Consider the following 12,222-nt stretch of genomic DNA (forward strand, 5'->3'; position numbering starts at 1 on the left):
TTTTAGAACGGTTTTACGTGTCCCGCTTGTAAAACGGCAAGGCCGTTACGGTAAACGGGTAGCGCTTGCCGCGGATGTCGACCTCCACCTCGGCGCCGGGCTCGAGACCTGCGGAGGTATCCAGCAGCGCGAGGGCGACCGGGTGGCCCAGCGTCGGGGAGGGCTGGCCGGAGGTCACGGTGCCCACGTGGGTCTCGCCCACGTAGACCTCGGCGCCGGAGCGGGCCGCGCGGCGCTGGGAGGACTCCAGGCCGGTGATGACCTGCTGCGGGCCCTCAGCGGCGCGCGCACGCATGGTCTCCGCGCCCACGAAGTCCGCTTCCTTCTTGGCGAAGGCACGGGACATGCCGGCCTCGACCGGGGTGATGTCGCGGGAGAGCTCGTTGCCGTAGAGCGGCATGCCGGCCTCCAAGCGCAGGGAGTCGCGCGCGGCCAGGCCGCAGGGCTTGAGGCCGTATTCCTCGCCGGCGCACAGCAGCTCGTTCCACAGCTCCGGGGCGTCCGCGTTGTAGACGATGAGCTCGAAGCCGTCCTCGCCGGTGTAGCCGGTGCGGGCGATGATGGCGAACTTGCGGGCCACCTTGCCCATGGTGGCGGCGTAGTAGCCCAGCTCGTAGACGGCGTCCTGCTTGTTGTCCTCGACCAGCGGGACGAGGATCTCGGCGGCCTTCGGGCCCTGGACGGCGATCATCGCCACGTCCTGGGACTCGTTCTTGAGCTGCACGTCGAAGCCTTCCGAGCGCTCCTGGAAGGCCTCCCAGACCACCTGGGTGTTGCCGGCGTTCGGCACCACCAGGAACTTCTCCTCCTCGAAGCGGTAGGAGATGAGGTCATCGATGATCCCGCCGTCTTCGGCGGCGACCATGGAGTACTTGGCCTTGCCCACCTTGACGGTCTCCAGGTTGGAGATGAGCGCGTAGGTCAGGAACTTGGCCGCATCCGGGCCGGTGACCCAGATTTCGCCCATGTGCGACAGGTCGAACAGGCCGGCGGCCTCGCGCACGGCGCGGTGCTCGTCCAGCTCGTTGGCGTACTTCAGAGGCATGTTCCACGGCCCGAAGGCGGTGAAGCTGGCGCCGAGCTTTTCGTGCTCAGCGTGCAGCGGGGAATTGCGTAGATCGGACATTTAGCTCTCCTTTTCGTTGGTCATCTCGAAAGCCTCCGGCGGCGGGCAGGAGCAGACGAGGTTGCGGTCGCCGTAGGCTTCGTCCAGGCGGCGGACCGGGGCGAAGTACTTGCCGCGGCGCAGCGAGTCCACCGGCCAGGCGGCCTGCTCGCGGGTGAAGGCGTAGTCCCAGTCGTTGCTGGACACGGATAGCGCGGTGAATGGGGCGTGGGCGATGACGGAGTCGTCGTAGGCGACCTTGCCGTCGATGATCTCCTGGATCTCGGCGCGGATGGTGCGCATGGCCTCGATGAAGCGATCCAGCTCGCCCTTGTCCTCGGACTCGGTCGGCTCGACCATCAGGGTGCCGGCGACCGGGAAGGCCAGGGTGGGGGCGTGGAAGCCGAAGTCGATGAGGCGCTTGGCCACATCCGCGGCGGTCACGCCGGACTGGTCGGTCAGCTCGCGCAGGTCCAGGATGCACTCGTGCGCGACCAGGCCGGCGTTGCCGGTGTAGAGGATCGGGAAGGAATCGTGCAGCTCGTGGGCCAGGTAGTTCGCGCCCAAGATAGCGTGCGCGGAGGCCTGTTGCAGGCCCTGGGAACCAGCCATGGCGAGGTAGGCCCAGGAAATCGGCAGCACGCCGGCAGAGCCGTACTGGCTGGCCGTGATCGGCACGCCCTCGCCGACCGGGGTGGCCTCGGAGGCGTCGTGGGCCGGGTCGGCGGCGTTGGACGGCAGGAACGGGATCAGGTGCTCGGCCACGGCGACCGGGCCGATGCCCGGGCCGCCACCGCCGTGCGGGATGGTGAAGGTCTTGTGCAGGTTCAGGTGGCTGACGTCGCCGCCGAACTGTCCCGGCTGGGCCCAGCCAGTCAGCGCGTTCATGTTCGCGCCGTCGATGTAGACCTGGCCGCCGGCGGCGTGGATCTTGTCGCAGACCTCGCGGACCTCCGGGTCGAAGACGCCGTGGGTGGACGGGTAGGTGATCATGATGCCGGCGATGTGTTCGCCGTGCTGCTCGATCTTCTTGTCCAGATCGGCCAGGTCAATCGAGCCGTCGTCGGCGGTCTTGACCACGCTCACGCGCAGGTTGGCCAGGGTCGCGGAGGCGGCGTTGGTGCCGTGGGCAGACGCCGGAATCAGCACGACGTCGCGGCCGTTGTCGCCGTTGGCCACGTGGTAGCGCCGGATGGCCAGCAGGCCGGCCAGCTCGCCCTGCGAGCCCGCGTTCGGCTGGATGGAGACCTTGGCGTAGCCGGTGATCGCGGCCAGCCAGTCCTCGGTCTGGGCGATGAGCTCGCGCCAGCCGGCGGTGGTCTCCTCCGGGGCATACGGGTGGATACCCGCGAACTCAGGCCAGGAGATGGGCTCCATCGCAGCGGTCGGGTTCAACTTCATGGTGCACGAGCCCAGCGGGATCATGCTGCGGTCCAGTGCCAGGTCCTTGTCCGCCAGCTCGCGCAGGTAGCGCATCATCTGGGTCTCGGAGTGCAGGGAGTTGAAGATCTCATGCTCCAGGAAAGGGGTGGAGCGCTGGAGGGCTTCCGGCAGGGCAAAAGGCTCGGTGTCCGCGACCTCGCCGCCGAAGGCCTGCACGAGGCCTTCCACGTCGGCATCGGTAGCGGATTCGCCGAAGGAGACCGAGACCTTGTCGCTGCCGATGGCGCGGACCAGGTAGCCGGCCTCCTGCAGGGAGGACTTGATGGCGGCCGCGTCGACGCCGGTCACGGTGACGGTGTCGAAGAAGTCCTCGGCGGCCAGATCCAGGCCCTCGCCCTTGACGGCGGCGGCGAAGGTGGAGGCCAGGCCGTGCACGCGCTTGGCGATGGCCTTTAGGCCGTGCGGGCCGTGGTAGACCGCGTACATGGACGCGACGTTGGCCAGCAGCGCCTGGGCGGTGCAGATATTGGAGGTAGCGCGCTCGCGGCGGATGTGCTGCTCGCGGGTCTGCAGGGCCAGGCGGTAGGCCGGGCGGCCCTCGGCGTCCTTGGACACGCCCACGATGCGGCCGGGGATCTGGCGCTTGAGCTTGTCGGTGACGGAGATGAACGCCGCGTGCGGGCCGCCGAAGAACAGCGGCACGCCGAAGCGCTGGGAGCTACCAGTGACGATGTCGGCGCCCAGCTCGCCCGGGGCCTCCAGCAGCGTCAGGGAGAGCGGATCGGCGACCACGGCGGCCAGGGCACCGCGGGAGTGGGCCTCCTCGATGACCGCGCGCGGGTCGAAGATATCGCCCTCGGTGCCGGTGTAGGCCACGACCACGCCGACGATGTCCTCGCCGGCCAGGCCGTCAGTCAGGTCCGCGACGAGGACCTCGAGCTCGATGGCGCGGGCGCGCTCAGCGGCGACGTTGAGCACCTGCGGGTGGAGGCGCTCGTCTAGGACCACGCGGCGGCCCTTCTTGACCGCGCGGGACATCAGCCCGACCGCCTCGGCCACGGCGGAGGCCTCGTCCAGCAGGGAGGCGTTCGCAATCGGCAGGCCGGTCAGGTCCTGGATCATGGTCTGGAAGTTAAGGAGCGCTTCCAGGCGACCCTGCGAAATCTCCGGCTGGTACGGGGTATAAGCGGTGTACCACCCCGCGTCCTCTAAGAGGCCGCGGCGGATGACCGGCGGGGTGATGGTGTCGCTGTAGCCCTGACCGTAGAAGGACTTCAGCAGGTGGTTCTTGCCAGCCAGCTCGCGCAGGCGTTCCTGGGCGTCGTACTCGCTGAGCGGGGCCGGCAGGCCCGGCAGCTCCGGCCGCTCGTCGGCCCGAATCTTGGTCGGAATAGCGGCGTCGACCAAGTCTTCAACGGTGGAATAACCCACCGCCTCCAGCATCCTAGATTGTTCGGTGGCATCTGGCCCGAGGTGACGGGAGATGAATTCCATTAGCGTTACTCCTTGATTGGGTAGGCAAAACGGCCATACGGAACACCAGTATATTGTTCTGCGCCACACGCCCGGGTCGTTTTTACCCCCAACCCGAGCGCATTAATTACGCCCCGCTGCGGGGCGGGGGCGTCGGCCCCGCGTGCGGGGTTAGTGACATCTCCAACTGGGCCGAAAAACTGTGACCACATTCGGCCCGGGAGGGGGTTACGGGGGTAGTCGGGGAAAGACGAAGCCCCCGTCTCCTTTTCCTTAAAGTCATAGGAAAAGTCAACGGGGGCTCGGGCCGGCCCGGGAAGGCCGGCAGCTCAAGGCCGTGTCTTAGAGAGCCAGGTCGGACTCGAAGTCCGCGGTCTCCAGGCGGTCCTTGATGGTGGTGATGAAGCGACCAGCGTCAGCACCGTCAACCACCTGGTGGTCGTAGGTGAACGGCAGGTAGCACATCTGGCGGATGGCGATGGCGTCCTGGCCGTCGTCGTTGACCACTACCGGGCGCTTGGTGATGGCCGCGGTACCCAGGATGCCAGCCTGCGGCGGAACCAGGATCGGGGTGTCCAGCAGGGCGCCCTCGGAGCCGATGTTGGTCACGGTGAAGGTAGCACCGGTCAGGTCGTTCGGCTTCAGCTTGTTGTTGCGGGCCTTGTCAGCCAGCTCGGCGATGGCCTGGGCGATCTCCGGCAGGGTCTTGTCCTGCGCCTTGTGGATGACCGGGGTGAGCAGGCCGCGCGGGGTGTCCACGGCGATGGCCACGTTCACGTCCGCGTGGTAGGTCATCTCCTTGGTCTCCGGGTTGTAGGAGGCGTTGACGTTCGGGTGGGAAACCAGCGCCTCGACGGTGGCCTTCACGATGAACGGCAGGTAGGACAGGTTGGCGCCGTACTTGTCGATGAACGCCTGCTTGTTCTTCTTGCGCATGTCGGCTACCGCGGTGACGTCGACTTCCTGGACGTGGGTCAGCTGCGCGGAAATCTGCAGCGCCTCGACCATCTTGGAGGCGGTGATCTCGCGGATGCGGTTGACCTTCTGGGTGGTGCCGATGAGCTCTTGCTTCTCCGGATCCACGGACTTGGTGGACCAGTTGGCGCGCCCGCCGGACTTGCCGGAGGCAGCCTTGTCGGAGCCGGACTTCGGGGCCTCGCCCTCGCCGGCAGCGGCCAGCACGTCCTGCTTGCGGATGCGGCCGCCGACGCCGGTGCCTTCCACGGAGTTCAGGTCAACGCCGTGCTTGTCAGCCAGCTTGCGCACCAGCGGGGTCACGTACGGGACGTTGTCGCCGTTGTTGACCTTCGCGGAGGTGTTCTTAGCGGAGGACTCGTCCTTCTTCGGGGCCTCGTCCTTCTTCTCCTCCTTGGAGGAGGACTCCTCGGCCTTTTCTTCCTTCTTCGGCTCTTCTTCCTTTTCCTCTTCCTTGGCCTCAGCCTTGGAGTCGGAGTCAGAGTCGGAGTCGTCGGACTTGGCCGGGGCGGAGCCGTCGCCGATGCGGGCGATGACTTCGCCGACCTCGATGGTGTCGTCTTCGTCGGCCAGGATTTCCTGCAGGGTGCCGGCGACCGGGGACGGGATTTCGGTGTCGACCTTGTCGGTGGAGACCTCGAGCAGCGGCTCGTCGACCTCGACGGTGTCGCCGACGGATTTCAGCCACTGGGTGATGGTGCCCTCGGTGACGGACTCGCCCAGCTCCGGCATCTCAACGTCGGTGGCATCCCCGGAAGCGCCGGAATCCTTGGAGGAGGACTCCTCGGCCTTTTCTTCCTTCTTCGGCTCTTCTTCCTTCTCCTCTTCCTTGGCCTCAGCCTTGGAGTCGGAGTCAGAGTCGGAGTCGTCGGACTTGGCCGAGGCGGAGCCGTCGCCGATGCGGGCGATGACTTCGCCGACCTCGATGGTGTCGTCTTCGTCGGCCAGGATTTCCTGCAGGGTGCCGGCGACCGGGGACGGGATTTCGGTGTCGACCTTGTCGGTGGAGACCTCGAGCAGCGGCTCGTCGACCTCGACGGTGTCGCCGACGGACTTCAGCCACTGGGTGATGGTGCCCTCGGTGACGGACTCGCCCAGCTCCGGCATCTCAACGTCGGTGGCATCCCCGGAGCCGCCGGACTGCTTGTCGGAGGAGGACTCCTCGGACTTGGACTCTTCTTCCTTGGACTCAGCCTCAGCCTCGGCCTCGTCCTGCTCCGCCTCGGCGGAGTCGTCCTGGGACTCGCCGGAGTCCGCGGACTCGCCCTCGTCGCCGATGGTGGCGATGACCTCGCCGACCTCGATGGTGTCGTCCTCGTCGGCCTTAATCTCCAGGAGGGTACCCGCAACCGGGGAAGGGATTTCGGTATCGACCTTGTCGGTGGAGACCTCGAGCAACGGCTCGTCGACCTCGACGGTGTCGCCCACAGACTTGAGCCACTGAGTAATAGTGCCTTCAGTTACGGATTCGCCCAGTTCGGGCATCTCAACGGAGTGCGCCATGAGAATTAAGACTCCTCGAAAGTTGGAAATAACAAACCTTTTGTCAACAGCCTACCGGTTCGGTCAATTCGTCGCGCATTATCTCACCCCTAATCCGGTGTTTCGCCCCACAGGCTGACCAGACAAGGTGTGAGTTACCAGGAAACTGTCTACACCACTAGGATAGTGTGCCGTGTTCAACCCTTTCCGCCGACGTCGCTCGAAGTCCCCGCTGAAGCCGCCCCGCGCCCCCGGGGAAACCATCCGTGAGCAGGACGCACGCGACCTGCAGGACTGGGCGCGCCCCCGCGGCTGGGTCGAGGCCTTCGTGGAACCGGAGACCATCGTCAACGAAATGTCGGTGGTCGTCGTCGACGAGGGCGGCGACTTCATCCGGCGGCGCATCGGGGGCCCGAAGGGAATCGACGCCGTGGCGCGGCTGCTGGACTGCCCGGTCTACGACGTCGAGGAGACCGGTTACCCCGAGCGGATGCGCCGCAAAATGGAGCGCGACCGCATCCTGCGCAAGCGGGAAGAACAAAAAATTCGCCGCGCCCGGTTCGAGCGCGGCGAAAATCCGGATTCTTAAGGATTAATCCTCGGTGTCGTTGGTCTCTTCATTGGCCCCGGCGGGCTCCGGGGCATCGGTGCTGCCCGCGCCGGCGACCTGCTCCAGCACGGCGATGATGGTGCGGGTCGGCACGCCGGTGGCGCGCTTGGGGGTGTAGCCGCGGGCGCCGTCGCCGTTCCAGGCCGGGCCGGCGACGTCGATGTGGGCCCAGTCGATGCCCTCGCCGACGAAGTGCTCCAGGTAGGTGCCGGCGAACTGCATGCCGCCTTCGCGCTGGGCGTTGATGTTGCGGATGTCGGCGTTATCCGACTTCAGCGACTCGTTGTGCTCTTCCAGCAGCGGCACGGCCCAGGCGTTTTCGCCCACGCGGCGGCCGATGTTCGCGACCTCGTCGCGGAATTCCTCCGTGCCCATGACGCCGGCGGTGCGCTTGCCCAGCGCGACCATCTGGGCGCCGGTCAGGGTGGCGGTGTCGATGAGGTAGTCCGGCTTGTCCTCGCTGGCGCGCGCGATGGCGTCGGCCAGCACCAGGCGGCCCTCCGCGTCGGTGTTGAGGACCTCGGAGGTGGTGCCGCCGTAGTGGGTGATGACATCGCCCGGGCGGGTGGCGGAACCAGACGGCATGTTCTCAGCCAGCGGGATGGTCGCGGTGACCGCGACGTCCAGCTTGAGGTAGGCCGCGGCCAGGGTAGCGGCGGCCACGGCGGCCGAACCGCCCATGTCCATGATCATGTCCCACATGCCAGCGCCCGGCTTGAGAGAAATGCCGCCGGTGTCGAAGGTGATGCCCTTGCCGACCAGCGCGACGTGGCGCTTGGCCTTGGACGGCTTCCAGGAAAGGCGCACCAGCCGCGGCGGGCGGGCCGAGCCCTGGCCCACGGACAGGATGCCGCCGAAGCCTTCCTTCTTCAGCTGCTTCTCGTCGAGCACCTCGACGCCCAGGCCGGCGGCGGTGGCGTGGGAGGACAGGATGTCCGCGTAGACGGACGGGTAGAGCTCGTTGGACGGGCAGTTGACCAAGTCGCGGGCGAAGACGGTGGCCTGGGCGATGGCGCGGGCTGCGTTGAACTCGTTCTTGGTAGCCGCGTCCTTCTTATCCTGCAGGAGGAAGGAGACGGTCGCCGGCTTCTTATCGGCCGGCAGCTTGTCGGAGCGCAGCCCCCGGTGCACGTAGCCGCCCAGGATGGTGCCCTCGACGGCAGCGGCCAGGCCGAACTCGTGCAGGGTATTGCCCACCTTGTTCAGGCCCTGGGCGGCGCGGGCGGCGCAGCCGGCGGCTCGGCGCAGGGTCTCATCATCCAACTGTTCGGCCTCGCCGAGGCCGACCGCCACGATGGAGTCGGTGCCGACTTCCTCCGGGGCCGGGATGCGGTGGACCGAACCGGCCTTGCCGGTGGCGCCGACGGCCAGCAGCTGGTCGAGGACGGTGCGCAGGGCGTCGCCGTCAAGCGCTGCGGAGGCCGGGACCTCCACGCCGTCGTCGCTGGCGAAAATGCCGATGATAAGGGCCTGTGCCTTCTCCGGAAGCTTCTTGGCGAGCTTCACGGCCGGGACTACGCCGGCGCCCGGGATCTCGATTGGGGACTTCTTCTTAGCCACGGTTGTCATCCTCCTGTTGTAAGCAGTCAATGGTGTACCTAATTTCAGGTTATGGCCCCACTGTAGCGGCCGGCGACCCAGGCCGGGGAAGGTTTGCCCCATCGTTTTCCTATCAGGTGGGACAGAAAGTGGGGGAGTGGGGTCCTCACCCGCGGGCAGGGACGCAGCACACGCGACGGATGGCGGGCGGCCGCAAAATTCGGTAATAAAACCGGTTGGGTGACCGAAAGGCGGAGTAGAGTGTGGACATGACTTTGCTTGATTACACCGTAACCCGTACCGACCAGCCGACCAGTCCGGAAAAGATTGCCGAGATCCTCGACAACCCGGGGTTCGGCCGTTACTTCACCGACCACATGGTCACCATCGACTGGAACGAGGAAGAAGGCTGGCACGACGCCCAGGTGCGCCCCTTCGGCCCCCTGGAGATGTCGCCGGCCTCCAACGTCTTCCACTACGGCCAGGCCATCTTCGAGGGCATCAAGGCCTACCGCCAGCCGGATGGCACCGTGGCCACCTTCCGCCCGGAGCAGAACGCCGAGCGCATGATCCACTCCGCCGAGCGCTTGGCGATGCCGCCGCTGCCCGCCGAGGAATTCACCAACTCCCTGGCCCAGTTGGTCGCCGTCGATAAGGACTGGGTTCCGGCCGCCGGCGGGGAAGACTCGCTCTACCTGCGCCCGTTCATGATCTCCACGGAGGTCTCCCTGGGCGTTCACCCGGCCAAGTCCTACCGCTATATCGTCATCGCCTCCCCGGCCGGGGCCTATTTCACCGGCGGCGTGAAGCCGGTTTCGGTCTGGCTGTCTACCGACTACGTCCGCGCCGCCCCCGGCGGCACCGGTGCGGCGAAGTTCGCCGGCAACTACGCGGGCTCGCTGTTGGCCCAGGCCCAGGCCGATGAGAAGGGCTGCGACCAAGTCGTCTGGCTGGACGCGCTGGAGCGCAAGTACATCGAGGAGATGGGCGGGATGAACCTGATGTTCGTCTACGGCAGCGGCGACGACGCCAAGATCGTCACCCCGGCGCTGTCGGGCTCCCTGCTGCCCGGCATCACCCGTGATTCCCTGCTGCAGGTCGCCCGCGACGCCGGCTACGAGGTCGAGGAGCGCCGCATCTCCGCCGAGGAGTGGCACCAGGACGTCGACAGTGGCGAGATGACCGAGTCCTTCGCTTGTGGTACCGCCGCCGTTATCACCCCGGTCGGCCGCGTGCTGGGCAAGGACCTGGACTTCACCATCAACGGCAACGAGCCGGGCGAGGTCACCATGGCGCTGCGCAAGCAGCTCACCGACATCCAGCGCGGCAGCCAGCCCGACACCCACGGGTGGCTGCACACGCTGGTCTAGTCGCCCAGTGCCGTGGAGACAAGCTCCACGGCTGAATTGATAAGCGGCAGGGCAGACAGGGCCCCGAGGCCCTGGCCCGCCGCGACCGCCAGATCCAGCCAGGGCTCGTGCCCGAGATCGGCCACGGCCCGGTCAAAGGCCGGGGTGGCGGTGGAGGTCGCGACGAAGACCCACTCCTGGGTGCCGGGGCGCAGGCGCTCGGCTAGCATGGCCGCGGCCGCGCCGAAGGAGCCGTCGATGAGCACCGGAGTGCGGCGCGCGGCCGACTGCGCGATGAAGGCGACCTCCGCTGCAAACGCCGGCGAACCCAGCACGCGGATAAGCTCGGCCGGCTCGTCGGCGAGCCCGCGGCTGCGGAACATCGCGTCGCGTACGACGGTGACCTGTTGTTTCCACCGCTCCGTCGGGACCTGGGCGCCGCGCGGGACGATCGCCACCGGCTCGGTGCCGGTCACGCGGCCCACAATTGCCGCGGCTACGGTGCTGTTGCCGACGCCGATATCGGCCGGGATCACCAAGTCGTCGCCCTCGTCCGCGCTGGCGTCGGCGGCCTTGATACCGATGCCGAAGGCCTGGGCGGTCAGCTCGGCGTCCATCGCGTCGGCGCTATCAATCGGGGCGGAGGTGCCTGCTTGGATTAGCCGCACGCGGGCAGCGGCGCGCTGGGCCAAAAGCTCAATCGGCCCGGTGTGCGCGGACAGCTGCTCGACCGCGTCGTGGGTGTGGTCAGCTGGCCACTGCGAGACCGGCGCGTCCGCGCTGGCGATGCCGTTGTCGCCGGCGAAGACCACGACCCGCGGCCGGGCCACCGGCTGGGGCAGGACGCGCTGCAGGCAGCCGGCCAGCCAGACCACCGGCAGGGACATCCGCCCCAGGGCGGCGGACTGCGGATTCAGGGCAATCTTGGCCGCGAGCTCGCGCTTTTCAGCCGCGCCGATGCCGGCCGCGCTATCCGCCTGCAACTCCACCATGACTAGGCCAGAGCCTCGCCCGGCTTGACCCGCGGGCGCGGCACGCGCCACTTACGCGGCTGGGTAGCCCGCCCCACCGCGTAGCTGCCCAGGCTGAAGCCGGTAGCGGTGGTGCCGGGGAACTTCATCCGCACCGCGTTGTTGACGCGGCGGCCGTGCAGGATAGCCAGGACAGCGAAGAGCAGGATGAAGACCATGCCCACGGCGGATACCGCCGGGGAGATGCTCGGGACAAACGTGCCGACGAACATGAACAACAGCAGGGCGAGGGCACCGGGCATCGTGAAGCGCAGCGGGCTGTTGGCGACATCGACGACATCGCGGGCATAAGCCCGCTCCTTGCCGCGGTCGCGGGCCGGCAGGTAGCGTTCGTCGCCGGCGGCCATGCGCTCCTGGGTCTCGCGGTTGCGCTTGCGCTGCTCCTCGCGCTCCTTGGCCTTGTAGTCCTTCCATTCTTCCTTGGACATGGACTTCTTCAGCTCTTTGCGGTTCTGGTGCGCCTGCGCAGTAGACATGCGGTGCGGATCGCGGATAACGCCCTTGGCGATCTCCTGCTCCGCGCGCTTCGGCGTCGGCCGGCCCTTCGGCGGGGTGTAGCCCTTCGGGTAGCTCTTAGCCTCCTGGGCGGCCGAGTCCTTGCCGGCGTGCGCGGCCGACTGGTCGGCGGTGTCCGCTGCAGCGGCGTCCTGATTGTCTTTTTGCCACGGTAGTTTCACAACACCCAAGGTTACAAGGTTGCTTGTCCAAAGTGGAATAAGGCCCGCGCCCGTGCGGTTGAAGATGAATACAAGCCATAATCCCACCGCCTGGCACGTCAGCCTTTCTTGACGGTAGTGAGGCGAGTAGGGTGGTGGGGAGCACTAAATCCGACGCAACGTCGAACAATCAAGTCGAACAAGGAGTATTTATGACCGCCCCAGCATCTGCTACTGGCGTCATCCTGACTGAGGCCGCCGCCGCTAAGGCGAAGGCTCTGCTCGATCAGGAAGGCCGCGACGATTTGTCCCTGCGTATTGCTGTGCAGCCGGGCGGCTGCGCCGGCCTGCGCTACCAGCTGTACTTCGATGACCGCACCCTGGATGGCGACAAGGTCGACCAGGTCGGCGGCGTTAACCTCGTCGTGGACAAGATGTCCGTGCCGTACCTGACTGGCGCCAAGATCGACTTCGCCGACACCATCGAGCAGCAGGGCTTCACTATCGACAACCCGAACGCCGGCGGTTCCTGCGCCTGCGGTGATTCCTTCAACTAAATAGCCGTTGGTGGCGAGCCAAACAGTTCGCCGCAACGCATAAAAGCTTTGGGCTCGGCCCT

9 protein-coding genes are annotated in these 12,222 nt (G+C 66.9%); 3 read left to right on the forward strand and 6 right to left on the reverse strand.

The features are described 5' to 3' along the window. Positions 1-13: 13 nt before the first annotated feature. The 3 genes from gcvT to sucB form a co-directional block, all read right to left on the reverse strand. Complete coding sequence (gene gcvT, locus VVR85_RS00340; protein ID WP_368518998.1) at positions 14-1,126, reverse strand: glycine cleavage system aminomethyltransferase GcvT; 1,113 nt, start codon at positions 1,124-1,126, stop codon at positions 14-16. After that, positions 1,127-3,982, reverse strand: coding sequence for an aminomethyl-transferring glycine dehydrogenase (gene gcvP / locus VVR85_RS00345; RefSeq protein WP_368518999.1), 2,856 nt, complete (start codon positions 3,980-3,982; stop codon positions 1,127-1,129). Positions 3,983-4,303: 321 nt separating this feature from the next. Further along, positions 4,304-6,439 carry a 2-oxoglutarate dehydrogenase, E2 component, dihydrolipoamide succinyltransferase gene (sucB, locus tag VVR85_RS00350; RefSeq protein ID WP_368519000.1) on the reverse strand — a complete coding sequence of 712 codons (2,136 nt, stop codon included), beginning with the start codon at positions 6,437-6,439 and terminating at the stop codon, positions 4,304-4,306. A 172-nt stretch (positions 6,440-6,611) separates the two neighbouring features. Between sucB and VVR85_RS00355 the strand changes: the two genes are divergently transcribed. Then, complete coding sequence (locus VVR85_RS00355; protein ID WP_290222522.1) at positions 6,612-7,007, forward strand: oxidoreductase; 396 nt, start codon at positions 6,612-6,614, stop codon at positions 7,005-7,007. Between the two features lie 3 nt (positions 7,008-7,010). Here VVR85_RS00355 and VVR85_RS00360 read toward each other — a convergent pair whose 3' ends face one another. Continuing rightward, positions 7,011-8,597, reverse strand: a complete 1,587-nt coding sequence (locus tag VVR85_RS00360; protein WP_409338166.1) for a leucyl aminopeptidase — start codon at positions 8,595-8,597, stop codon at positions 7,011-7,013. A gap of 239 nt (positions 8,598-8,836) precedes the next feature. On the opposite strand from VVR85_RS00360, the gene VVR85_RS00365 reads away from it, so the two are divergent. Then, positions 8,837-9,937: a branched-chain amino acid aminotransferase gene (locus VVR85_RS00365; RefSeq protein ID WP_368519002.1), complete on the forward strand. Its 1,101-nt coding sequence runs from the start codon at positions 8,837-8,839 to the stop codon at positions 9,935-9,937. Here the strand turns inward: VVR85_RS00365 and VVR85_RS00370 are convergent. Then, on the reverse strand, positions 9,934-10,908 hold the full coding sequence (locus VVR85_RS00370) for a nicotinate-nucleotide--dimethylbenzimidazole phosphoribosyltransferase (protein ID WP_368519003.1): 975 nt from the start codon (positions 10,906-10,908) through the stop codon (positions 9,934-9,936). The genes VVR85_RS00365 and VVR85_RS00370 overlap by 4 nt on opposite strands. 2 nt (positions 10,909-10,910) lie before the next feature. Then, on the reverse strand, positions 10,911-11,624 hold the full coding sequence (locus VVR85_RS00375) for a DUF3043 domain-containing protein (RefSeq protein ID WP_368519004.1): 714 nt from the start codon (positions 11,622-11,624) through the stop codon (positions 10,911-10,913). 191 nt (positions 11,625-11,815) lie between these two features. Here VVR85_RS00375 and VVR85_RS00380 point away from each other — a divergent pair, with 191 nt between their 5' ends. Further along, positions 11,816-12,160, forward strand: coding sequence for an iron-sulfur cluster assembly accessory protein (locus VVR85_RS00380; protein ID WP_070769617.1), 345 nt, complete (start codon positions 11,816-11,818; stop codon positions 12,158-12,160). The last annotated feature ends 62 nt before the right edge of the window (positions 12,161-12,222 follow it).

The sequence above is a fragment of the Corynebacterium sp. LK2590 genome, from assembly GCF_040946105.1.
Classification (GTDB): domain Bacteria; phylum Actinomycetota; class Actinomycetes; order Mycobacteriales; family Mycobacteriaceae; genus Corynebacterium.

What these genes read in the sequence shown, in the direction of transcription:
- gcvT (WP_368518998.1), bottom strand. Translation starts at nt 1,126, where the DNA reads ATGTCCGATCTACGCAATTCCCCGCTGCACGCTGAGCACGAAAAGCTC.
- gcvP (WP_368518999.1), bottom strand. Translation starts at nt 3,982, where the DNA reads ATGGAATTCATCTCCCGTCACCTCGGGCCAGATGCCACCGAACAATCT.
- sucB (WP_368519000.1), bottom strand. Translation starts at nt 6,439, where the DNA reads ATGGCGCACTCCGTTGAGATGCCCGAACTGGGCGAATCCGTAACTGAA.
- VVR85_RS00360 (WP_409338166.1), bottom strand. Translation starts at nt 8,597, where the DNA reads ATGACAACCGTGGCTAAGAAGAAGTCCCCAATCGAGATCCCGGGCGCC.
- VVR85_RS00365 (WP_368519002.1), top strand. Translation starts at nt 8,837, where the DNA reads ATGACTTTGCTTGATTACACCGTAACCCGTACCGACCAGCCGACCAGT.
- VVR85_RS00370 (WP_368519003.1), bottom strand. Translation starts at nt 10,908, where the DNA reads ATGGTGGAGTTGCAGGCGGATAGCGCGGCCGGCATCGGCGCGGCTGAA.
- VVR85_RS00380 (WP_070769617.1), top strand. Translation starts at nt 11,816, where the DNA reads ATGACCGCCCCAGCATCTGCTACTGGCGTCATCCTGACTGAGGCCGCC.